Annotated in this window: 16 protein-coding genes; 10 read left to right on the plus strand and 6 right to left on the minus strand. The window is 54.1% G+C overall.

Going from position 1 to position 22,799, the window contains the following annotated elements; all coding sequences use genetic code 11:
• The first annotated feature begins 508 nt into the window (after positions 1–508).
• Both ettA and J4E05_RS14455 read left to right on the plus strand, forming a co-directional pair.
• Positions 509–2,191 (plus strand): energy-dependent translational throttle protein EttA, encoded by a 1,683-nt coding sequence (gene ettA / locus J4E05_RS14450; RefSeq protein WP_085587951.1) that lies wholly within the window; start codon positions 509–511, stop codon positions 2,189–2,191.
• 312 nt (positions 2,192–2,503) lie between these two features.
• Complete coding sequence (locus J4E05_RS14455) at positions 2,504–2,950, plus strand: HD domain-containing protein (protein WP_349596798.1); 447 nt, start codon at positions 2,504–2,506, stop codon at positions 2,948–2,950.
• A 193-nt stretch (positions 2,951–3,143) separates the two neighbouring features.
• Here the strand turns inward: J4E05_RS14455 and J4E05_RS14460 are convergent, their stop codons facing one another.
• Both J4E05_RS14460 and J4E05_RS14465 read right to left on the minus strand, forming a co-directional pair.
• Positions 3,144–3,806: an MlaC/ttg2D family ABC transporter substrate-binding protein gene (locus J4E05_RS14460; RefSeq protein ID WP_349596801.1), complete on the minus strand. Its 663-nt coding sequence runs from the start codon at positions 3,804–3,806 to the stop codon at positions 3,144–3,146.
• Complete coding sequence (locus J4E05_RS14465; protein ID WP_085587947.1) at positions 3,803–4,594, minus strand: MlaA family lipoprotein; 792 nt, start codon at positions 4,592–4,594, stop codon at positions 3,803–3,805. Before J4E05_RS14465 ends, J4E05_RS14460 begins: the two co-directional genes overlap by 4 nt.
• A gap of 307 nt (positions 4,595–4,901) precedes the next feature.
• Here J4E05_RS14465 and J4E05_RS14470 point away from each other — a divergent pair, with 307 nt between their 5' ends.
• The 4 genes from J4E05_RS14470 to metH all read left to right on the plus strand — a co-directional run bounded on the left by J4E05_RS14470 (position 4,902) and on the right by metH (position 10,761).
• On the plus strand, positions 4,902–5,891 hold the full coding sequence (locus J4E05_RS14470; protein ID WP_349596804.1) for an ArsR/SmtB family transcription factor: 990 nt from the start codon (positions 4,902–4,904) through the stop codon (positions 5,889–5,891).
• Between the two features lie 151 nt (positions 5,892–6,042).
• Entirely contained in the window at positions 6,043–6,954 is a 912-nt protein-coding gene (metF, locus tag J4E05_RS14475) for a methylenetetrahydrofolate reductase (RefSeq protein ID WP_371455036.1), read from the plus strand.
• A gap of 64 nt (positions 6,955–7,018) precedes the next feature.
• Positions 7,019–8,083, plus strand: a complete 1,065-nt coding sequence (locus J4E05_RS14480) for a homocysteine S-methyltransferase family protein (RefSeq protein WP_085587941.1) — start codon at positions 7,019–7,021, stop codon at positions 8,081–8,083.
• Between the two features lie 26 nt (positions 8,084–8,109).
• The gene (gene metH, locus J4E05_RS14485; RefSeq protein WP_349596807.1) at positions 8,110–10,761 is read left to right on the plus strand and encodes a methionine synthase; all 2,652 of its coding nucleotides are present in this window, start codon (positions 8,110–8,112) and stop codon (positions 10,759–10,761) included.
• Positions 10,762–10,878: 117 nt separating this feature from the next.
• Here metH and J4E05_RS14490 read toward each other — a convergent pair whose 3' ends face one another.
• The gene (locus J4E05_RS14490; protein WP_349596810.1) at positions 10,879–12,129 is read right to left on the minus strand and encodes a multidrug effflux MFS transporter; all 1,251 of its coding nucleotides are present in this window, start codon (positions 12,127–12,129) and stop codon (positions 10,879–10,881) included.
• A 288-nt stretch (positions 12,130–12,417) separates the two neighbouring features.
• On the opposite strand from J4E05_RS14490, the gene J4E05_RS14495 reads away from it, so the two are divergent.
• The gene (locus J4E05_RS14495) at positions 12,418–14,211 is read left to right on the plus strand and encodes a chloride channel protein (protein WP_349596813.1); all 1,794 of its coding nucleotides are present in this window, start codon (positions 12,418–12,420) and stop codon (positions 14,209–14,211) included.
• Between the two features lie 199 nt (positions 14,212–14,410).
• Here J4E05_RS14495 and J4E05_RS14500 read toward each other — a convergent pair whose 3' ends face one another.
• Positions 14,411–15,193, minus strand: coding sequence for an EF-hand domain-containing protein (locus J4E05_RS14500; protein ID WP_349596816.1), 783 nt, complete (start codon positions 15,191–15,193; stop codon positions 14,411–14,413).
• Between the two features lie 383 nt (positions 15,194–15,576).
• Between J4E05_RS14500 and J4E05_RS14505 the strand changes: the two genes are divergently transcribed.
• Together J4E05_RS14505 and J4E05_RS14510 are read left to right on the plus strand one after the other, a co-directional pair.
• The gene (locus J4E05_RS14505; protein WP_349596819.1) at positions 15,577–17,946 is read left to right on the plus strand and encodes an ATP-dependent helicase; all 2,370 of its coding nucleotides are present in this window, start codon (positions 15,577–15,579) and stop codon (positions 17,944–17,946) included.
• Positions 17,947–18,035: 89 nt separating this feature from the next.
• A complete protein-coding gene (locus tag J4E05_RS14510; protein WP_085587929.1) occupies positions 18,036–18,917 on the plus strand; it encodes a 50S ribosomal protein L11 methyltransferase in 882 nt (293 codons plus the stop codon).
• Positions 18,918–19,164: 247 nt separating this feature from the next.
• Here J4E05_RS14510 and J4E05_RS14515 read toward each other — a convergent pair whose 3' ends face one another.
• The gene (locus J4E05_RS14515; RefSeq protein ID WP_349596822.1) at positions 19,165–19,911 is read right to left on the minus strand and encodes an SDR family oxidoreductase; all 747 of its coding nucleotides are present in this window, start codon (positions 19,909–19,911) and stop codon (positions 19,165–19,167) included.
• A 305-nt stretch (positions 19,912–20,216) separates the two neighbouring features.
• Positions 20,217–20,414, minus strand: a complete 198-nt coding sequence (locus J4E05_RS14520) for a hypothetical protein (RefSeq protein ID WP_349596824.1) — start codon at positions 20,412–20,414, stop codon at positions 20,217–20,219.
• A 244-nt stretch (positions 20,415–20,658) separates the two neighbouring features.
• On the opposite strand from J4E05_RS14520, the gene J4E05_RS14525 reads away from it, so the two are divergent.
• The gene (locus tag J4E05_RS14525) at positions 20,659–22,674 is read left to right on the plus strand and encodes an aminopeptidase P family protein (protein WP_349596827.1); all 2,016 of its coding nucleotides are present in this window, start codon (positions 20,659–20,661) and stop codon (positions 22,672–22,674) included.
• The last annotated feature ends 125 nt before the right edge of the window (positions 22,675–22,799 follow it).

Genomic DNA, 22,799 nt, shown 5'->3' on the forward strand with positions numbered 1-22,799 from the left:
TTGGCCGCAAATTTTGCGCACCCGGACTTTTTGAAATTTGCCGGGGCAATCGCGCAGGTTGCGCGACGTGCCACGAAATTTTCCTACCAGCTTTGTGTCGCCCTCATAAGATAACCCTTAGTCGAATAACCCGGGTTAACTGCCGGTGCCGGGCGCGCAGGCTGGGTAAAAGCGGCGGAATTATGCGGTTTGCGCTGATACAAGATGTGCCAGGCAGGGATGGATATGCGACCAAAGTCTGGTGGGGGAAGGGGGCAGCGCAGGGGCGGTTCGGGCAATTTATGGCCGGTATGGTTGCGCATTGGCCCTTAAATACCAGATCAGGCATAGTTTTGTGGCCTGATGTGTTCGGGAATCGGTCTTTTGTCGCCGCACATGCCTGCTATGGGGGCGCAAAAGGGCGGTTTTGCTTCTTTGCCGTTGTTTGTCGATGGCAGCTCGGTTACAAACGGCGCACGATATTTGCCCCACCCGTGTGGGGCGCGGTTCATTTTGGATGGGGAATTTAATGGCATCCTATCAGTATATCTTCGTCATGAAGGACCTGACCAAAGTCCTTCCTGCCGGGCGTGAATTGTTCAAGGGCATCACGCTGTCCTTCCTGCCAGGCGTCAAAATTGGCGTTTTGGGTAACAACGGTGCCGGTAAATCCACCCTGCTCAAGATCATGGGCGGCATTGAAAAAGAATATGGCGGCGAAGCCTGGGCCGCCGATGGCGTGCGCGTTGGCTACCTGGAACAGGAACCCCATCTGAACCCGGACAAGGATGTTCTGGGCAATGTGATGGAAGGTTGCGGCCAGATTGTTGACGATCTGGCGCGGTTCAATGAAATCAGCGCCAGGTTCGCCGAACCGATGGACGATGACGAAATGAACAACCTGCTGGCCGAGCAGGGTGAACTTCAGGAACGTATCGATGCCGCCAATGGCTGGGATCTGGAACGGACCCTGGAAATTGCCATGGATGCGCTGCGCTGCCCGCCCAAGGATTCCGATGTCAGCCTGCTTTCGGGGGGCGAACGTCGCCGTGTTGCGCTGTGTCGCTTGTTGCTTTCCAAGCCTGACATGCTGCTGCTTGACGAACCGACCAACCATCTGGACGCCGAATCTGTTGCGTGGCTGGAACGTCACCTTGAAGATTACGAAGGCACTGTTGTGCTGGTCACCCACGATCGTTACTTCCTTGATAACGTCACGGGCTGGATCCTTGAGCTTGATCGCGGGCAGGGCATTCCTTACGAAGGCAACTATTCTTCGTGGCTGGAACAAAAACAGAAGCGCATGGCGCAGGAAAGCCGCCAGGAAGGGAACCGCCAGAAACAGCTGGCCGAGGAACTGGACTGGATCCGTCAGAACCCCAAAGGGCGTCAGGCGAAATCCAAGGCCCGTGTCCGTGCTTATGACGAACTGGTTGCACAGGCGGCCAATGCGGCACCGGATTCGGCCAAAATCGCCATCCCGATTTCTGAACGTCTGGGCAATGAAGTTATTACAGCCGAGGGCGTAAGCAAGGCGTTTGAAGACAAACTGTTGTTTGAAGGCCTTGATTTCCGTCTGCCGCCGGGTGGTATCGTTGGGGTGATTGGCCCGAACGGGGCGGGTAAAACCACCCTGTTTAAAATGATCACCGGCGCAGAAACCCCGGATGCCGGAACGTTGAAAATTGGTGAAACCGTTAAACTTGGTTATGTTGACCAGTCGCGTGATGCGCTGGACCCCGACAAAACCGTTTGGCAGGAAGTTTCCGACGGGCTTGACGAAATTTTGCTGGGCAAACGCCCGATGAACTCGCGGGCGTATGTCTCGCAGTTTGCCTTTAAAGGGGCCGACCAGCAGAAAAAAGTCGGTCAGCTTTCAGGGGGTGAACGTAACCGTGTTCACCTTGCCAAGATGCTCAAGACTGGCGCGAATGTCCTGCTGCTTGACGAACCGACCAACGATCTTGACGTTGATACTTTGCGTGCGCTTGAAGAAGCCTTGCTGGAATTTGCCGGTTGCGCTGTGGTTATCTCGCATGACCGGTTCTTCCTTGACCGTATTGCAACCCACATCCTGGCTTACGAAGGCAATTCGCATGTCGAATGGTTCGAAGGCAACTATCAGGAATATGAAGCCGATTACAAACGCCGTTACGGTGAAGAGGCCACCCGCCCGCACCGCATTAAATACAAGCCGCTGACGCGAGGTTAATTCCGTTTCAAACGGTATTACGCTTTAAAGGCCACCCGGAAATCACCGGGTGGCCTTTTTGTTTGGGGAATGTGCCGGATGGCTTTTGGGAAGGGGGATGTTGACCATCAATTTGCCCTAACCGAAGGTTATGCAAGATGAATGGTGATAAGGGTGCCTGTATTTACGGGGTATTCTACGCCAATAACTTGTTGAGATATCGGGCATACCGGTACCGCGTGCCGACCGAAGGCCACGTTGATCGGTTTTGATCAACGTGCTTTGGTATAAAGGGCCGCACGGAAATATCTTTTTGTGGAAAGGAGGCTAAACATGCTTTCGGCGGATAATCTGATCGCAGTGGCGCGGGAATGGGCGATACGCCACCATGAAGGGCAGGTCGACAAACTGGGGCGTGCTTATATCGACCATGTTTCTGATGTGGCAAAACGCGCCAGCAGTCATGGAACAGAAGCTGAAACCGTTGCGTGGCTTCATGATATTGTTGAGGATACTTCGGTTACGCTTGAGCAGATTGAAGAAACGTTTGGTTCGACTATCCGCGGCGGGGTTGAAGGAATGACGCGGCGCAAGGGTGAAGATTATTTCGATGATTATTTGCCGCGCGTGCAGAAAAATGATTTGGCCAGAATCGTTAAAGTCGCGGATATGCGCCACAATATGGCAAAACTTGACGCCTTGCGCGCCGTAAACCCTGTTGAAGCGCAACGTCTGTCGTCGAAATATGCCCGTGCCATGGGAATATTAACCGCCAGCTAAAACCGCAATATCCGTAGTAACTGAAGCCTTCTGCCCACACAGTTTGTCGTCCGGCCTGTGCCTTGCCAAATGTGCGCGGACGACGTTTTAGCCGTCGCCTGTGAAAAAGGCCCGCCAGCACGAAGCGGGCGAGCCTTTTGATCGAAACCACAGAAAATTATCACGTGCGGGCTGAAAACAGCCTGCAACAGGATTAATTGCTGCCGGTCTTTTCTTTTAAAAGGTCGGTCAGAGCCTGAACCTTGCCGCCATTTTGCTGGATCACCGAGGCGAACTCGTCGCGCTGGGTGATGCCCATGCTAATGCCTTCAATCGACACATCAATGATGCGCAGATTGCCGTCAAATTCGCGCAGGCGCCAAACGATTTTGACGGGCGGACCGTCGGGGCGCACGACCTGCGAATTGACGAAAATGTCTTTTTTGTTCTGGCTGGAATCACCAACGACAAATTTTTCGCCGTCGAAATCCTTAAACTTGCTGGCATAGTTCAGGGCCAGATATTTCTGAAGCAGGCTGGCAAATTCGCCCAGTTCCTGTTCAGAAAGATTGCGCCAGTAACGGCCAAGGACAAAACGGGCCACCTGGTCCATTTTGAAATATTTGTCCATCAGGTTGATAAAGCGGTCCTGACGGCTGCTATCGTCAACCTTGTCGCCTGCCAGTTCTGAAATGGCTTCGTCACCCAGTCCGCGAATAAAATCGCTGGGGTCCTGGGTTGCTGCAACTTCCAGAATGTTCTGGGTGCCTGCGGGCTGCGAAGCGGCTGCCTGGGCGGTTTGCCCAAAAGGAATGTAAACCGCTGCCGAAGCCATCATCAGGCCAGCGACCAGAATTCGTCCATGTATGTGTTTCATTTGTCTCCTGCCGGGGCGTCTGAGTCATCGAAATCAAACGAGGCATTCATGGCATTATTTTGATCGTCATTCATGACGGGGCCACCATTGCGGATAACACTGTTCCGGTGTTGACGGTACAGGCTGCGCAGGGCCGCATAATAATCCAGCGAAGATTGCTTCAGCTGTTCGATATTTTCGTTGTTACGGTAACGCGAATCAATGGCGCCGCCAACCATACCACCATAATAGCCAACAGCAATCTTGTCGCTGTTATCTGCACCATAGGTGAACGGGTTCATCAGGTAATCGGTGACAAGGCCTGTGGTATCGCGCAGGTTGGACGGACCAAACAGCGGCAATACAATATAGGGGCCAGCCCCGACACCGTAATGGGCCAGTGTCTGGCCGAAATCTTCGTCGCGATAGGGAATGCCAAATTCGGTGGCAACGTCGTTAAAGCCCAGAAGCCCGATCGTCGAGTTCACGATGAAACGCTGCAACGAGGCTACCGCCTGGTCCGGGTCGCCCTGGAACAATGCGTTAACAGCATTAATCGGTTCGCCAAGGTTATTGGCGAAACTTCGGACGGAATTTTTAACAGGTTGTGGTGCAATATCGCCATACCACATTGCTGCCGGATACAGGATCAGGAAATCGACAGCACCATTAAGGTTATGAACGACGCGGTTAACCGGCTCGATCGGATCAAATACCGTCTGGTCTTGCGCCGGTTGGGTGGACGCGCACGCCGTCAAAACGGACAGCGATGCCCCAACACAAAGTGCCCGTATGCTTTTCAGATTCATTCTTTTCGCCAACGGTTTACAATACCAATTTGAAGGCCCCCGGCTGTATCCCCGGATACTGATTTAAGCGAGGTTGTTGCTCTTGCAACCCCGGCCCCTGTAAATCTGCATCCTGCGATACCGCATATGCCCCGTATATCATGTGGTTAGCATATGGAGCCTTTAAACACCATACATCAAAAAAACTGTAGCAGACTATCCTCCGGGCTATGGCATTTAAGTCACACTTCTTTAGGTTAGGGGTGATTTATCTCTTGATAAGACATAAACATATCTTTATATATGCATGAGGAAACAGGAGGGCGTTATGGATCAGGTATTGGCAGGATTGCGCGCAGCGGCAGAAGCCACGCGATTGCGGCTGCTGGCCATTTGCGCCGAATGCGAACTTACCGTTAGCGAAATTACCCAGATCATAGGCCAAAGCCAGCCGCGGGTTTCGCGCCATTTGAAGTTGTTATGTGAAGCCGGGCTTTTGGTGCGGTTTCGCGAAGGTACATGGGTGTTTTATCGAACCCCGCACAGTGGTCCGGGGGCGGAACTGGTAACGCCGGTGCTGCGGCTGTTGCCCGAAAATGACGAAACCCTGTCATTGGATCGAACCCGCCTTGATCAGGTGAAAAAGCAGCGCGAACAGGTGGCGACCGAATATTTCCGTGCCAATGCTGCCGACTGGGATACGATTCGGTCCTTGCATATTGATGAGGCCGAAGTTGAAACCGCCCTTTTGTCGGCACTGGGCGACCTTGCCGGGAAACGCATTCTTGATATTGGCACTGGCACCGGGCGGGTGCTGGAATTGCTGGGCAAGACGGCTGCCGAAGGCGTTGGTGTTGATATGTCGCGCGAGATGCTGGCCGTGGCGCGCGCGCGCCTGCAACGGGCCGAGCTGGCAAATTGCCTGGTGCGCCAGGCTGATATGTATCAGTTGCCTTACCCGGACGGGACGTTTGATGTGATTACATTGCATCAGGTTTTGCACTATGCCGAAAAACCCGAAACTGCCATCGCCGAAGCCGCACGTTTGCTGGCACCGGGGGGGATATTGCTGGTGGTTGATTTTGCCACCCATGATCAGGAAGAATTGCGCGAACAGCACGCCCATCGCCGTTTGGGCTTTGATGATGCGGCGATGAAGGACTGGTTTGTAAAATCGCATCTTAACATGGATAACGTGGTGAATTTACCTGGCAAACCCCTGACCGTGCGGTTGTGGTGTGGTCATGCCGGGGCGGAAAAGCCCGCTGTTGTGACGGGTAAGGCCCGCGAAAATGCAGCGGGTGAGGCCGCAGAATGAAGTCCGAATTTAATCGAAACCTGCCATCAGGCAAATTATTCGATCTGATGGCTTGAATGGAATTTTCCGGGATGGGCGCCAATTTACCGGTGCCAGCCCGGTAACAAGAACGCGTAGTGCCCGCCAGGGGCGACAGAACACAAGGTAGACGATGATGACGGTTCAACACCAGAACACACAAAAAACCGCCCCTGTCGGGCGTGATTTGCGGGTTTCCTTTGAATTTTTTCCGCCTAAAACGGAAAAAATGGAAGAAACCATGTGGCGTTCGATCCACCGTCTGGCACCTCTGGCACCATCTTTTGTGTCGGTAACGTATGGGGCTGGTGGCTCCACCCGGGATCGCACCCATGCCAGTGTCACCCGTATTCAACGCGAAACCGGCATTCCGGCCGCCGCCCATTTAACCTGCGTTGGTCATACCCGCGATGAAATTGAACGCATTGCGCACACCTATTGGAATGAAGGTATTCGTTCCATTGTGGCCCTGCGCGGCGATTTGCCCGATGCCGGTGATACCTATGTGCCAACCCCGGGCGGGTATGACTATGCCGTTGATCTGGTTGCGGGGCTGAAAAAGATCGAGGATTTTGATATTTCGGTATCGGCCTATCCCGAAACCCACCCCGATGCACCGAATGCCGATTTTGAAATTGATTATCTGAAACGCAAGTTTGATGCCGGGGCCGACCGGGCCATTACCCAGTTCTTTTTTGACAACGACGTGTTTTTGCGCTTTCGCGACAAATGCGACAAGGCCGGTATTACCGCGCCCATCGTGCCGGGTATTTTGCCGGTTACCAATTTTGGCGCGTTGCTAAAATTTGCCGGGATGTGCGGGGCAAATGTGCCACAGCGCCTGCATCACAGCTTTGACGGGCTGGATGAAGACCCCGACACCCGCCGTATGGTGGCGTTTCACGAATCCATTTCCCAGGTTCAGGGCCTGATGGCCGAAGGGGTAACGGATTTCCATTTTTATACCCTGAACCGTGCCGAACTGACCTATGCCATTTGCCATGCGTTGGGTATCCGCGCAACACCGGTTGCCGCCATTGCCTAACGATCCGATATAAGGTGCTTGTCGCGCCGCGAGAAACCAGGCCTTTAGGAACAGGATAAATATCATGACTGATCGCAAGCAACGTATTGCCCTGCTTAAACAGCGCGCCGAAAAACAGATCCTGATTCTGGATGGCGCAATGGGCACCATGATCCAGAAACACAAACTCGAAGAAGAAGACTATCGCGGCGAACGGTTTGCCAACTGGAAACAGGACATTAAAGGCAATAACGACCTTTTGTCGCTGACCCGCCCGGACATCATCAAGGATATCCATCTGCAATATATAGCGGCCGGGGCCGATTTGAATGGCACCAATACCTTTAGTGCCACCACCATTGCCCAGGCCGATTACGGCATGGAAAGCCTGGCATATGAAATCAATTACGAAAGTGCCAAACTGGCGCGTCAGGCCTGTGATGAATGGGAAGCCGCCCACCCCGGTGATGTGCGTTTTGTCAATGGTGCTATCGGGCCGACCAACCGTACCGCATCGATTTCGCCCGACGTTAACAACCCCGGTTATCGCGGTGTGACCTTTGACCAGCTTTGCACGGCCTATAAGGAAGCTGCCAATGGCTTGCTGGACGGCGGGGCGGATACGCTGCTGGTGGAAACCATTTTTGATACGTTAAATGCCAAGGCGGCCCTGTTTGCCATATCCGAAGTTCTGGAAGAACGTGGTGAAGATGTGCCGATCATGATTTCGGGCACCATCACCGATGCGTCGGGCCGAACCCTTTCGGGCCAAACCACCGAAGCCTTTTATAATTCGGTCCGCCATGCCAAACCGTTTTCCATTGGTCTTAATTGCGCATTGGGTGCAGCCCAGCTTCGCCCGTATGTGGTTGAACTTTCACGTGTTGCCGAATGCCGTGTTTCGGTTTATCCCAATGCGGGTCTGCCCAACGAATTTGGCGAATATGACCAGACCGACAGCGAAATGGCGGCCCTGGTGCGCGAATGGGCCGAAAGCGGCCTGATCAACCTGTTGGGGGGCTGCTGTGGGACAACGCCGCCTCATATCCGGGCGATTACGGATGCCGTTAAGGGCTGTGCGCCGCGTAAGGCCCCTAAATTGACGCCGAAAATGCGTTTGTCCGGGCTTGAACCGTTTGATGCCGCCTAAGTAAGCCGAGAGAGATCGAAAAAACGATGACCCAAATATCCAGATTCATCAATATCGGCGAGCGTACCAACGTCGCAGGTTCGATAAAATTCAAAAAGCTGATCGTTGAGGAAAACTACGAAGCAGCCCTTGATGTTGCCCGCGAGCAGGTCGAAAACGGTGCCCAGATCATCGACATCAACATGGATGATGCGATGCTGGATGCCGAAACGGCGATGGTTAATTTCATCAATCTGGTCGCAGCCGAACCCGACATTGCCCGTGTGCCGATCATGGTGGACAGTTCCAAATGGAACGTGATTGAAGCCGGTTTGAAATGCCTGCAAGGCAAGGGTATCGTCAATTCGATCAGCCTTAAGGAAGGCGACGAACCGTTTATTCGCCAGGCCAACCTGTTGCGCCGTTACGGGGCCGCTGTGGTAGTGATGGCGTTTGATGAACAAGGCCAGGCCGATACGGTAAAGCGCAAAATCGAAATTTGCGAACGCAGCTATCGCGTGCTGGTTGACCAGGTGGGTTTCCCGCCGGAAGACATTATTTTCGATCCCAATATTTTTGCCGTCGCCACCGGGATCGAGGAACACGACAATTACGCGGTCGATTTTATCGAAGCCTGCAAGCTGATCAAGGAGCGCCTGCCTTACGCCAAAATTTCCGGCGGTGTTTCCAACGTGTCCTTTTCGTTCCGGGGGAATAACCCGGTCCGCGAAGCCATGCATTCGGTGTTTTTATACCACGCCGTCAAAGCCGGCATGGATATGGGGATTGTGAATGCCGGCCAGCTGGTGGTTTACGAAGAAATCCCGGCGGAACTGCGCGAACGTGTCGAAGATGTGATTTTGAACCGCCGGTCCGATGCGACCGACCGGTTGCTGGAAATTGCCGATAAATACAAAGGGACCGGTGGCCCGGAAAAGAAAGTTGACCAGGAATGGCGCAAAAAGCCGGTTAACGAACGCCTGGCCCATGCCCTGATTAACGGCATTACCGAATTTGTTGAAGAAGATACCGAAGAAGCCCGGCTGCAGGCCGACAAACCCCTTCATGTAATTGAAGGGCCATTGATGGATGGTATGAACATTGTGGGCGACCTGTTTGGCGCCGGTAAAATGTTTTTGCCCCAGGTAGTGAAATCGGCCCGCGTGATGAAAAAGGCCGTTGCCTATCTGATCCCGTTTATCGAGGAAGAAAAGCAGGGCAAGCGCGAAACCAACGGCAAAATCCTGCTTGCTACCGTTAAGGGGGATGTCCACGATATTGGTAAAAACATTGTCGGCGTTGTTCTGCAATGTAACAATTTCGAGGTGCTGGACCTTGGCGTGATGGTGCCAACGCAAAAAATCATTGAAACGGCAAAGGCGGAAAAAGTCGATATGATCGGCCTTTCCGGCCTGATTACGCCGTCGCTGGAAGAAATGACCTATGTTGCGGCCGAGATGCAGCGCGAAGGGTTGAATATTCCGTTGCTGATTGGCGGGGCGACCACATCAAAGGTGCATACAGCGGTTAAAATCGCGCCAAATTATAACAAGGCGGTGGTTTACGTTATTGATGCGTCCCGTGCTGTCGGGGTTGCCAGTAATCTGGTGTCTGAAACCCGCCGCGATGTGTTTGTCAAGGAATTGCACGATGAATATGTGGCAATGGCCGAACGCCATGCCGCCCAGCAATTACAGAAAAAACGCTTTGCCCTGACCGATGCCCGTGCGAACAAGGCGCAGCTTGACTGGGAAAATTATACACCAGTTGCCCCGGCGAAACCGGGCTTGACGGTGTTTGACGACTTTGATCTGGCAGATTTGCTGGCCCGGTTTGACTGGAAACCGTTTTTTGAAACCTGGGAATTGCATGGTCGTTTCCCGGCCATTCTTGATGACGAAGTTGTCGGGGAAACGGCACGTAACCTGTTTGCCGATGCCCAGGCGATGTTAAAACGCATTGTCGAAGAAAAATGGTTTACGCCGCGCGCCGTGGTTGGCATTTGGCCAGCCAACAGTGTTGGGGACGATATTGAAATTACCCCGGCACCTGATGGCAACGAACCGGTGGTTATTCATACCTTGCGTCAGCAAATGTTTCGCGAAAACAACAAGCGCCCCAACCGCGCCCTTGCCGATTATATCGCGCCCAAAGAAAGCGGTAAAACCGACTATATCGGTGCCTTTGCCGTTACCGCCGGGCCGGAAGTGGAAACCATTGCCAAGCGTCTGGAAGCCGAGAATGACGATTATAACGCCATTCTGGTCAAGGCATTGGGGGACCGGTTTGCCGAAGCCTTTGCCGAAACCATGCATGAAAAGGTCCGTCGCGAGATTTGGGCTTATGCCCGTGATGAAGACCTTACCAATGACGATTTGATTGGTGAAAAATATCAGGGCATACGCCCGGCACCGGGTTATCCGGCCTGCCCGGACCACACCGAAAAAGGTACGCTTTGGAAGTTGCTGAATGCCGAAGAAAACACCGGTGTTTCACTAACCGAAAGCTTTGCCATGACGCCAACAGCTTCGGTCAGCGGTTTTTATTTCGCCAACCCCGAGGCCAAATATTTTGGCCTTGGTAAAATTGAACGCGATCAGGTCGAAGATTATGCCAATCGTAAAGGCATGGACCTGGCCGTTGCCGAACGCTGGCTGGCCCCGAACCTGAACTATGATCCGCGCCCGCTGCGGGGGTGATCCTGCTTTTTTGGCAATACCGGTTTCTGGTTTGGTGCGCAAAATTAATCCCCCGTCAGATATTTCTGGCGGGGGATTTCATATGTTCGGGGTGGATATTGCCAACTGTTGGGGTATTTACGACCCGTGGGTCGCATGAAACAGTTTGCCCCGTTCGGTTGTCAGCACAATGATCAGGCAAACAACGCCCAGTGTCAGATAACCGCCCACCAGCGGAATAACGGTACCGTTAAAGTTTTGCCCGACTATCGTGCCGCAAATAACCCCGATCAGGGTGGTATAAAACCCGATCAGTGACGATGCCGTACCCGCAATGGCACCAACCGGTTCCATCGCCAGCGAGTTAAAATTCGGCATGGTCAGCATAAAGGCAAAATGCGCAATCGTCAGGCCGACACCAAACAGCCAAAGCGGTGGCACACCATCATAGGACAACGCGACAACCAGGTTAACCGCGCTGATGGCAATGAAAACGCACAGACCAAAATGCGATAATTTATGCATGCCGATTTTGCGTACCAGCCGGGCATTGACCAGGGATGCGACACTCATGGCGGCCGCAATCAGGCCAAAAACCACCGGAAACATGGTGCCCAGCCCGTAGATCGATGAATCGAATATTTGTTCTGCCGACCCGATATAGGACATCAGACAGCCAAAACACAGGCCCATCGCACTGGCATAGCCCACCGTCTGACGGGTGGTGGCGGTAACGCCAAAATCGCGAAAAATGCGCCGGATCGATAGTTTATGCCGGTATTCCGGGTGCAGGGTTTCGGGCATGCGCAGCTTGTACCAAAGGGCGACCACGACGGCGAGAAGCAGCATGAAGCCGAAAATAAGATGCCAGCTGCCAAACGACAGGATCAACCCGCCACTGGCCGGGGCAAAGACCGGCACAATAATAAACACCATCATCACCAGCGACATCACACGTGCCATATCGCGGCCATTAAAACAGTCGCGAATGATGGTCAGGGTCAGAACGCGCGGGGCCGCCGCCCCCAGCCCCTGAACAAAACGGGCAATCAGCAAATGTTCAAAGCTGTCGGCAAAAAATGCCATGACGGTGCCGATGGTATAAATGACCAGGCCCATCATCAGGGTGCGTTTGCGGCCATAGACATCGGCCAGCGGTCCATAAACAATTTGCATCAGGGCAAAGCCGACCATGAAAATGAAAACCAGCAACTGGATTTCATTGGGATCGGTCAGGCTATAATCACGGGCAATCGGGCCAAAGGCCGGTAACAGGTTATCAATCGAAAGGGCCACCATGCCCATGGTCAGGGCCATAAGGGCGACAAATTCGGCAAAAGGCGGTATGGGCCGGGACAAAGACGTGTCCGCCGGTTGACTGCTGGTCATTAATTAAATGTCCTGAAACGAATTATAGGGTGCATATTATATGCATCTGATTTGGTTGTAAGAATGGGGCATCGCAGCGCCAAAGATCAATGATCGTTTTTTTAATTTGCGCCATGACATGTCAGCAGAGGGCAGAAAGGCCGAAAAAGCCCGCCACCTGCATTGAGCGGTGGTTGAAAAGATGATTGAAGGTTTGACCATAATAATGGCGGGGTGCGATATAATCGCCGGGGTTGTGATGGGCGAAAATGAAAAGCCACATCGAAAGCGGGGCAGGGACACAGGATATTGGCAAATATCAGGTTGCGCAATCGGCGCATTTTTACGGGTTTGCGCCGGGCGTTAAAAGGTGAACAGCTGATTTTATCGCTGCTTGCGCTGGTGGTGGGTACCCTGGTGGGGGCCGTGGCAATTGTATTTCGCGAAGCCCTGCTTTTTATCCAGAAACTGGGTTTTGGTTCGTCCGACGAGGCGGTGCATTATTTTTTGCAAAACCTTCCTGCCTGGCATTTGATTGTGGTGCCAACACTGGGCGGACTGGTGATCGGGCTGTTTGTTTATCGGTTTATGCCCGAACGCCGGGTGCTGGGCGTGGCCGACGTGATCGATGCCGCAGCCTTTCATGATGGCCGCATGTCGGTCACCGGTGGCCTTAAGGCGGCACTGGTTAATGTTGTGTCGCTGGGCTGTGGCGCATCATTGGGCCGGGAAGGGCCGGTTGTGCATATGGGGGCAACGATAGGATCGTGGCTAACCCGGGTTTTGCATTTACGCCGCAGTGCCGCACGTACCTTGCTGGGCTGCGGGGTGGCATCGGCGGTGGCCGCATCGTTTAATGCGCCGCTGGCCGGTGCCCTTTTTGCGCACGAAGTGGCATTGGGCCATTATGCGCTGACGGCTTTTGCGCCAATTGTGCTGGCATCGGTGAGTGGCACCATTTTAACCCGGCTGTATTTTGGTCATGATGTTTCATTTCTGATCCCGGCCCACGAAATAGCATCCTTTCTGGAATTTCCTGCCTTTGCGTTGCTTGGTGTGTGTGCCGGTATTCTCAGCATTTTGGTTGTGCGCTCTGTCGGGCTTACGCAAAAGTTTATCGGTTCAACCAGGCTTCCATTGTGGGCGCGACCGGCACTGGCGGGGCTGGCTGTGGGGATAATGGCGGTGGGGTATCCGCAAATTGTCGGTGTTGGTTATGGTGCGATTAACGACGCCCTTTATGAAGTCTATTCCTGGTCGCTGTTAAGCCAGCTTTTGGTGGTCAAGGCGGTGCTGGTTGTGCTGTGCCTTGGTCTGGGCTTTGGTGGCGGGGTGTTTAGCCCGGCTTTGTTTTTAGGGGCCATGCTGGGCGGGGCGTTCGGCCTTACCGCCACGGCCCTGTTACCGCATCTTTCATCGGGGCACGGGGCCTATACCCTGGTGGGGATGGGGGCGGTGGCCGCGGCCATGCTGGGTGCGCCGATTTCAACAACCCTGATCATTTTCGAACTGACCGGCGATTATGAACTGACCATTGCCGTCATGGTGGCATCGGTGATTGCCTCCATGATTGCAGATCATGCCCAGGGCGGGTCGTTTTTTGGCTGGCAATTGCGCCAGCGCGGGTTAAGCCATCGTTGGGGCCGCGAGGTTAATTTGCTGCGCAGTCTTAAGGTGGTTGATGTGATGTCAAAGCAGTTTGCCACCGTCCTGCCTGATGAACCCCTTAGCCGATTGCGCGAAAAACTGATCAATGCGCCCTATGGTGAATTGTTTGTGCTGGATGTCGAGGGGAAACTGGTCGGCACCATTACTTTGGCCGATTTGCGCCATGCGGCCTTTGACCCCGATATTGGCGATGACGTAACAGCAATTCAACTGGCCCGGGTCGAGCCGCCTGTGGTGTGCCGCGAAGACAGCATCGAACATGCCATCCGGTTAATGGAGCAAACCGGCGATGAACATTTGCCGGTGGTCGCCAGTGATGATGACCGGCTGATGATTGGCTTTGTTCATGAAAAGGATGCCATGATGGCCTATAATCGCGGTCTTTTGGAATTGCATAGCGAAGACCGTGGGGATGCGCCCCCCAAGCTGTTTTAAGACCGATCGTCGCTGCGAGAAACGGACCGATAAGTGACAGGTGCAACGGCGCGGCGCGGCCCGTGCCGCAAAAGGCAAGGGCATTTGCGAAGCCTCCCGCCGATTGAGGGGCGTGGTGTATGAATATGGTTTATAAAGCACAAAGGGCGCGAAAAACGCGCCCTTTGTGATGAAAATCAACAGGTATTATGACGTTTGCCTAGGCAACACCCGCACCGGCCTGATAGCTGGCAGAGTTGCCGGTCATCATTTGTGCCAGAACGCGATTGTCAAAATTCACATTCGATCCTGTGGTCCCAAACGTACTGGCAAACAGGTTGCCGGTCGTGTTTGAGGTATTACTGACAGCAGAACCATCACTGTCAGCGTTGATCAGGTTGGCAAGGTCGTCATCCGAAACGGAATCAGCCCCCGAACTTGCCGCCATCAGTTCCTGAAGGCTGACAACACCATCCTTGTTGGTGTCACGGGCGTCATAGTTTTGTTCGCTATCATCGCTCGATCCACCGCCACTACCGGCGGGCTGCGCTGCGGCAGCCGACTGCATGGCCGTGACAAAATCATCCTGGCTTACAGCGTCGCTGCTGCCCCCGGAAATCTGATTCCACAGATTTTCGGCCTGATCGTCACTCACATCATCGGGTTTGCCAGCCAGAAATTCTTCCTTGCTCAGCGCACCGTCACCATTGCTGTCGAGGTCGGCAAACATCTGGCTGGCTTTCACCGCACCATTTGATTGCGAACTTTGGGTCGTTTCCTGCAAACCAACCATAAAGCCCTGAAGGCTGTCGGAAAGTTGCGGGGTATATTTCAACAGATTGTCCAAAGACGTACTGTTGCCTGTTTTTGTGTCCTCGGTTGACGCGCTTCCTGCGCTAAAACCTGCGATATCTTCGATAGCACCAAGGGCAGCCGTTTTGTCTGCACTGCGGCTGGAGAATATCTGCCCGCCGAGTCCAAGACCACTTATGCCACTCGTCATTTAAATCTCCCGTTTGACAAGGGAAACACTGCCATATCCAACCGTTTTCCACATCCGCATGCCAAAAGGCGGCATGTTTTGCCGGGTGCCGGTAACAATTGGGTTAGGCATTGATTATTCAAGCAATTTTGGGGCCAATGGTCGACAGGGGCCGACAGGCGGCATGGTGCAGTGCCTGCAAAACCAATCCGCCAAATACTGTGCGGAATCCGGCACTTTGTTTTTGCTGTGGCAGGCCAATTTTGCCGCCCGGGCGTGTTGTGCCAAGGCAGGGCTTTACCTGTGTCGTCCAGGCGCTTAAACCTGTTCTGTGTTCATGATTTGTTTGTCAAAAATACAATCGCCCACTGGTTCATACGCGCAGGCATGTTATATAGGTCGCCATGACTGATGATCCCTTTGAAATCGACGAATACAGCTCTGCCCCGGATATGCGCCTGGAAGATGGCCCCGAGCCGGGATACCTGACCACCCTGAATACCGAACAGCGTGACGCGGTTGCGACGCTGGATGGGCCGTTATTGGTGCTGGCCGGGGCCGGAACGGGCAAAACCCGGGTGCTGACCACCCGCCTGGCCCATTTGCTGGAAACCAAAAGCGGCGCGCCGGAATATTTGCACCCCCAGCAAATTCTGACCGTGACCTTTACCAACCGTGCCGCGCGGGAAATGCAGGAACGGGTTGCCGCCACCCTGGGCCGCCCGGTCGAAGGCTGGTGGCTGGGCACGTTCCACTCGTTGGCCGCCCGGTTGTTGCGTCGCCATGCCGAACTGGTCGGGCTGAAATCAAACTTCACCATCCTTGATACCGACGATCAGGTGCGCTTGCTAAAGCAGATCATGGATGCCGAGCAGATCGACGTTAAAAAATGGCCCGCCAAGCAGTTGATGGGGATTATTCAGCGCTGGAAGGACAAAGGGCTGACGCCGGATCGCGCCACCGAAGGCATGGATTTTGCCAATGGCCGCGCCCAGCAGCTCTACCGGATTTATCAGCAACGATTGACGGTCCTGAACGCCGCCGATTTTGGCGATTTATTGCTGCATTGCCTGACGATTTTTCAAAAACACCCCGAGGTGTTACGCCAGTATCAGCAAACATTTCGCTATATTCTGGTTGATGAATATCAGGATACCAACGTAGCCCAATATTTGTGGCTGCGCGCCATGGCGATGGTGCATCGTAATATTTGCTGTGTTGGCGATGATGACCAGGCGATCTATAGCTGGCGCGGGGCCGAGGTTGGCAACATTCTGCGTTTTGAAACCGATTTTCCCGGTGCCCATGTGGTGCGGCTGGAACAAAATTACCGTTCTACTCCGCATATTCTCGCGGCCGCTTCACAATTGATTGCCCATAATTCCGGCCGTTTGGGCAAGGAACTTTGGACCGAAATTGATACCGGCGAAAAAGTGCAGGTCAAGGGCGTATGGGATGGTGAATCCGAAGCGCGCTTGATTGGCGAAGACATCGAAACCCTGCAAACACGCGGCATCGGGGCCTCGCAAATAGCCATTCTGGTGCGTGCCGGTTTTCAAACCCGTGAATTCGAAGAACGGTTGATAACGCTTGGCGTGCCCTATCGGGTTGTGGGAGGGGCGCGATTCTATGAACGCCAGGAAATTCGCGATGCCCTGGCCTATATCCGCCTGATTGCCCAGCCCGATGATAGTTTGGCCTTTGAACGCATTGTTAATGTGCCCAAACGCGGGGTCGGCAAGGTGGCCTTGCAAACCCTGCATCAATATTCGCGCGATCAATCTGTATCGCTGCCCATGGCGACCCGCGAATTGATCGGGACCGAAGAATTAAAGCCGAAACTGCGCAAGGATCTGGCCAGCTTTATGGCCGATTTTGACCGCTGGCGGGCTCTTTTGGGTGAAAAAAGCCATGTCGAGGTTTTGGAAATTGTTCTTGATGAAAGCGGCTATACAGATATGTGGCGGGCATCGAAAGAAATTGATGCACCGGGCCGCCTGGAAAACCTGAAAGAACTGGTTTCCGCGATTGGCGAATTTGAAAACCTGACTACATTTTTAGAACATGTGTCGCTGGTGATGGAAAATGACCAGTCCGATGACCGCGAAAAGGTCACCATCATGACCTTGCACGCGGCCAAAGGGCTGGAATTTGATTATGTCTTTTTGCCCGGCTGGGAAGAAGGCGTTTTCCCCCATCAGCGCGCCATGGATGAAAGCGGGGTTAAGGGGCTGGAAGAAGAGCGTCGTTTGGCCTATGTCGGCATTACCCGGGCGCGTAAGCGCGCCACGGTGTGTTATGCCGCCAACCGGCGCATTTATAACCAGTGGCAAAGTGCCTTGCCATCGCGTTTTGTTGACGAATTGCCAGCCGACCATATTGACCGTAGCAGTGACACCGGCCTGTCGCAGGGCAAGGGCAATGTTTCGCCCGGCGCCTGGGGGGCAGATGACTGGATGAAGCCGCCCAGCTGGGCCAATGATGGCGATAATAATGGTGGTTACAAGTCGCAAAAACGCGATTTTTCCGACCGTAAATTTGCCAGTTCGGGCTGGCAGGACCGGGTGCGTAAAAACGTGATTGATGTGAAACCTGACGGCGAAGCCGTTTTTACATCGCGCGGTGGGTCGTCGAAATACAAGGTCGGCGATCAGGTGCGCCATCGTAAATTTGGCCCCGGCACCGTGCGGTCTGTTGATGGCAACAAGCTGGAAATTCATTTCGACGAGGTCGGCACCAAAAAGGTGGTCGACAGCTTTATTTTGCCGGGTTAAAGCCGGGGGCAAGATTTCAATCTGGCGCGCAGAGGCGCGACTTTTAAACCGGTTGTGCCGCCGCACAACTGTGACAAGCGAGAAGCAAAATGACCGAAACTGTGCGCTGCTATAATTTTTCTTTCATTGCCAAAGGTGCGCATGTCGATGCCTTTGCCGAGGCCCTGTCGGATTATTGCGATGCCTTGTCGCATTCCGAACTAACCAACGACCCCGATACCGATTGGCGGGTTGAAGGGTTTGCCGGTGAAGCGATTGACAAAGTTGCTGTGGAAACCGCTGTTTCCTTAATGGCAAGTGCATTGGGTGCGGAAACGCCGGACGTTGAATTTGGCATTTACGAACCCAAGGATTGGGTCAGCGACAATCTGCGCAGTTTCAAACCGATTTCGGTGGGCCGGTTTTATGTGCATGGATCACATTGGGAAGGCGATTTGCCGCTGGCAAAAACCGCCCTTCAGGTTGATGCCGGGCTGGCGTTTGGCTCGGGTGAACATCAAACCACCAAGGGGTGCCTGGCCGCGATTGACTGGCTGGCAAAATATGGTCCGCGCCGCAATGCGCTGGATATGGGCTGTGGATCGGGCATTTTGGGCATGGCCTGTGCCAAAACCTGGCATTGCCCGGTCATGATGGCCGATATTGATGCCCCGTCGGTGCGGGTGGCGCGTGAAAACGCCAAAATCAACAAAATCGGGGCCTTGGTTACGGCCCTGCATTCCAACGGTTTTTCCGACGCGCGTATTCGCGATGCCGGATATTACGACATTGTTTGCGCCAACATCCTGGCCCGCCCGCTGCGCAAAATGGCCTATGAACTGGTCAACACCCTGTCGGAAGACGGTGTGGTTATTTTGTCTGGCCTGCTGGCCCATCAGGAACAGTTTGTGCTTTCAGCCTATCGCGAAGTCGGCCTGACCTTGCTGAACCGTTTCAAAGTTGAAAACTGGACGACGCTTGTGGTGGGTTAAGGTTTCTCACGCAGAAAATTGAAAAACGGGGTGCCTATACAGGTGCCCCGTTTTTGTTTCAGCGATCCATAAGGTAACGCTTGCGGCGGCATGGAAAGGGTCGGGCAAAACTGAACATATTTGTGCGTAATGCCGGTATATCAGGCAAAGGCACACGGGCCTTTTGCTGCAATTATTGGCACGGTTATGCCCGTTGGTTTCGTCATCTGGATTGATTGCGGCGTCATTTAGGGGACGGGCGGCGCGGTTAGCGCCCGCCTGAAACATCGATAATGGCACCGGTTACAAAGGATGATGCATCATCAAGCAGCCATAAAATGCTTTCGGCCACTTCTTCGGCCTTGCCTGTGCGGCCCAGCGGGCAGTTTGGCCCCAGTTCTGCCGCACGGTTGGGGCGGCCGCCGCTGGCGTGGATGTCGGTTTCGATAATGCCCGGGCGGACAGCATTGACGCGGATGCCTTCGGGTCCCAGTTCCTTTGACAGGCCAATGGTCATGGAATCCATCGCCCCTTTTGACCCTGCATAATCAACATATTCATTCGGGCCGCCCAGCTTTGCCGCCATCGACGATATGTTGACAATCGTACCGCCATTGCCATCTCGTGATCGTGCCATATAGCGCGCTGCTTCGCGTGCAACCATATAGGCACCCAGTATGTTGGTATCAAAAATACCCCGCATCCGCGCCACATCCATGTCAGCCAATGGCTGGGCCGGGGCGACAATACCGGCATTGTTTACCACACCGTCCAAACTGCCAAAACTATCGCGTGCGACAGCAAACAGCGTGATTACATCTTCCTCACGGGCGACATCACAGCGTTTGATAACGCATTTGCCACCGGCATTTTCACAGTCCGCGCGTGTTTGCTCGGCGGCCTTTTTGTTGCCGACATAGCTGATAACGGTGTTCCAGCCGCGTTGGGCACAAAGCAGGGCGGTCGCCCGGCCGATGCCCCGCGATCCGCCGGTAATTAATATTGTTTTGGTCATGGTGCGGCCTTTGGTGACAAAAATAGGGTTACAGGATGGTATCCAAAGACCGAACTATTGCAGTTTCAACCGCGTACGACAAGTCAGGCCGGGGCGATACACCAACACCGTGATTGATGCGCCGGGCGGGTCGGGCAAGTGTGGGGAAGGCCGAGGCGGAGGAAAAACGAAACGGCCCCGCCGGGGAAGGGGCGGAGCCGTTTCAGAGGGAAAACAAAAATAAACCACAAGGAAAGTGAACCGCAATCCTGCGTGCCATATGTCGTTTGCAACAAGACAATCTGGTAACGGGCGGGAAGGTCCTGTCAGTCCCGATCTGCGGTCATGCTGTTGGCGAGATCGCCATCATATGCCTGTATCATAACATCACCAGACGGGGCACTGCCTGTATCAAAACCGAGCGCGATGCGTTCCTGTAAGGAAAGGCGCTCAAGGCCATCATAGGCTGTCTGGCGACGACGAGACTGGGCAACACTTTGCGCAGTAAATGGAAAACGGACCACCGTTGATTGTCTCCTGCAAATTGACGGCCCGACGGGTCATCTTTTTGTCATGAACATGTCATAGTTAAAAACTGTTAACTTTTGTATTGCGAAGTGCGCAGGGCTTTCATACCTGATCCGCATGAGAGATCATTTTGCCTGGAAAAGCCCCTGAATTCAGACTTGTATATAATAGGCAAAAACCCGTAATCTCGCGCTGTTTCACCACCCTGTCCCCATTCCGGATCTTGTAAGAGGAAATTTCATGACCTATTCGGGCGATGCGCATCTGGCTGCCTTGTTAAAAAATGATGGCGTCGAAAAGGATCTTACTTCGGTTATTGATCTGGTAGACGGGGTGTTGGCTGCGGCCAATGGTGCCACCCGTGCGGACTGGTTTGATCTGGTAGGGAAAAACCTGTCGCCAGACACAAAGGAGGCGCTGCTTGACTTGCGCGACGAACGCAAGGGCGCATTTTGCAATGCCGCCGACGGGTTTGACGCCAAAACCCGGATTGACGATTTGCGCAAATATCTGGCGGCCAAAGGTGTTGACGGTTTTATCGTGCCGCGTGCTGATGAACATCAGGGCGAATATGTGCCCGCCCGTGCCGAACGTCTGGCATGGCTGACCGGCTTTACCGGGTCGGCGGGGGCGGCTGTTGTCATGCGCGACAAGGCCGCGATTTTTGTCGACGGGCGCTATACCATTCAGGTGCGCCAGCAGGTAAGCAACGATATTTACGAATATCGCCATCTGGTCAATGAACCCGCTGTCGGCTGGATTTACGATCATATCGAAGCCGGGCAGAAACTGGCTTATGATCCGTGGCTTCATACCGTTGCCCATGCCGAGCAATTGCGCGAAGCCTGCGAAAGTGCCGGGGCGGAACTGGTGGCAATTGACCCGAACCCGATTGACGCCCTGTGGCAAAAACAACCCGCCCAGCCGTTGGCCCCGGCACGCCCGCATCTGCTGGAACATGCCGGGCAAAGCAGTGCCGATAAACGTGCTGCCATTGCCAGGGCCCTGGAAACGCTGGAATGCGAGGCCGCGGTTATTTCTGCCCCCGATAGCATTGCCTGGTTGTTAAACATTCGCGGCGGTGATGTACCGCAAACGCCGCTGATGCTCGGCTATGCCATTATTGATCAAAACGGCAATGTTGACCTGTTTGCTGACGAACGCAAATTTGCCGCCGACACCCGCGACTGGATTGCAGGTGACGCCACCCTGCGCCATCCCGGCGAACTGGCCGATGCCTTGCGCGGGCTTGGCAACGGGTCGGTCCGGTTGGATGAAGCAACCGCGTCGGACTGGCTGCGGGTGCAACTTGGCGAAGCCGGGGCAACCGTGCGCGTGGGCCGCGACCCGATTGCCATTCCCAAGGCGATTAAAAACGACGTTGAACTGGAAGGTTCGCGCAAGGCGCACAAGCGTGATGGTGAAAAAATCATTCGCTATTTCGCCTGGCTGGAAAAGGCTGCGGCCGATGGCACCCTTGATGAAATGCGGGCGGCTGACAAGTTGTTGTCGCTGCGCGAGGAAGATCCGCTGTTTCGTGATAGCAGCTTTACCACCATTCCCGGAAGTGGCCCCAACGGGGCAATCTGCCATTATCGCTGCATCCCGGAAACCAATCGCAAATTGCAACCTGGTGAAATTTTCCTGATTGATTCGGGCGGGCAATATATTGATGGCACCACCGACATTACCCGTACCACCATTATCGGCACGCCCAGCGATGAAATGCGTGACCGGTTTACCCGCGTTTTAAAGGGGCATATTGCGCTGGCAACGGCCAAATTCCCCGCGGGTACGACCGGCCAGCAACTGGATACCCTGGCGCGTAAACCCCTGTGGGATGTCGGGCTGGATTTTGACCACGGCACCGGACACGGGGTCGGCAGTTACCTTGGGGTGCATGAAGGTCCGCAGCGCATTTCCAAGGGACCGAACAAAATTGCCTTAAAACCGGGCATGGTCGTCTCGAACGAGCCGGGATATTACAAGGAAGGCGAATATGGCATTCGCATTGAAAACCTGATTGCGGTGCGCGAAATTGACGCCCCGGCGGGGGCGGAATTGCCAATGCTGGGCTTTGAAACCCTGACATTTTCACCGATTGAACGCCGTTTGATTGATGCCGGCCTGCTAGATGACGGTGAACTGCAATGGCTGAATGATTATCACGCCCAGGTTTATGCCCTTTATGCCGATGAGCTTGATGAAACCCATCGCACGTGGTTGCAAAAGGCAACTGCACCGCTGACGCGCTAACGACGGTTCCCCTTTATTACGGCTGCCAGGCCAAATTTTTATCGGGACTGCAGGGACTATACCCTTGCGGTCCCGAAATCGTTTCAGCATGTCAAATATGGTGGTGCCAAGGCCCCGTGGGGACG

Origin of the sequence: Thalassospira sp. NFXS8 (assembly GCF_040148805.1) — a bacterium.
In the GTDB taxonomy this organism is placed as follows: domain Bacteria; phylum Pseudomonadota; class Alphaproteobacteria; order Rhodospirillales; family Thalassospiraceae; genus Thalassospira.

Excerpts from the sequence above, each read along its gene's own strand:
- ettA (WP_085587951.1), top strand. The coding sequence starts at position 509 with ATGGCATCCTATCAGTATATCTTCGTCATGAAGGACCTGACCAAAGTC.
- J4E05_RS14455 (WP_349596798.1), top strand. The coding sequence starts at position 2,504 with ATGCTTTCGGCGGATAATCTGATCGCAGTGGCGCGGGAATGGGCGATA.
- J4E05_RS14460 (WP_349596801.1), bottom strand. The coding sequence starts at position 3,806 with ATGAAACACATACATGGACGAATTCTGGTCGCTGGCCTGATGATGGCT.
- J4E05_RS14465 (WP_085587947.1), bottom strand. The coding sequence starts at position 4,594 with ATGAATCTGAAAAGCATACGGGCACTTTGTGTTGGGGCATCGCTGTCC.
- J4E05_RS14470 (WP_349596804.1), top strand. The coding sequence starts at position 4,902 with ATGGATCAGGTATTGGCAGGATTGCGCGCAGCGGCAGAAGCCACGCGA.
- metF (WP_371455036.1), top strand. The coding sequence starts at position 6,043 with ATGATGACGGTTCAACACCAGAACACACAAAAAACCGCCCCTGTCGGG.
- J4E05_RS14480 (WP_085587941.1), top strand. The coding sequence starts at position 7,019 with ATGACTGATCGCAAGCAACGTATTGCCCTGCTTAAACAGCGCGCCGAA.
- metH (WP_349596807.1), top strand. The coding sequence starts at position 8,110 with ATGACCCAAATATCCAGATTCATCAATATCGGCGAGCGTACCAACGTC.
- J4E05_RS14490 (WP_349596810.1), bottom strand. The coding sequence starts at position 12,129 with ATGACCAGCAGTCAACCGGCGGACACGTCTTTGTCCCGGCCCATACCG.
- J4E05_RS14500 (WP_349596816.1), bottom strand. The coding sequence starts at position 15,193 with ATGACGAGTGGCATAAGTGGTCTTGGACTCGGCGGGCAGATATTCTCC.
- J4E05_RS14505 (WP_349596819.1), top strand. The coding sequence starts at position 15,577 with ATGACTGATGATCCCTTTGAAATCGACGAATACAGCTCTGCCCCGGAT.
- J4E05_RS14510 (WP_085587929.1), top strand. The coding sequence starts at position 18,036 with ATGACCGAAACTGTGCGCTGCTATAATTTTTCTTTCATTGCCAAAGGT.
- J4E05_RS14515 (WP_349596822.1), bottom strand. The coding sequence starts at position 19,911 with ATGACCAAAACAATATTAATTACCGGCGGATCGCGGGGCATCGGCCGG.
- J4E05_RS14525 (WP_349596827.1), top strand. The coding sequence starts at position 20,659 with ATGACCTATTCGGGCGATGCGCATCTGGCTGCCTTGTTAAAAAATGAT.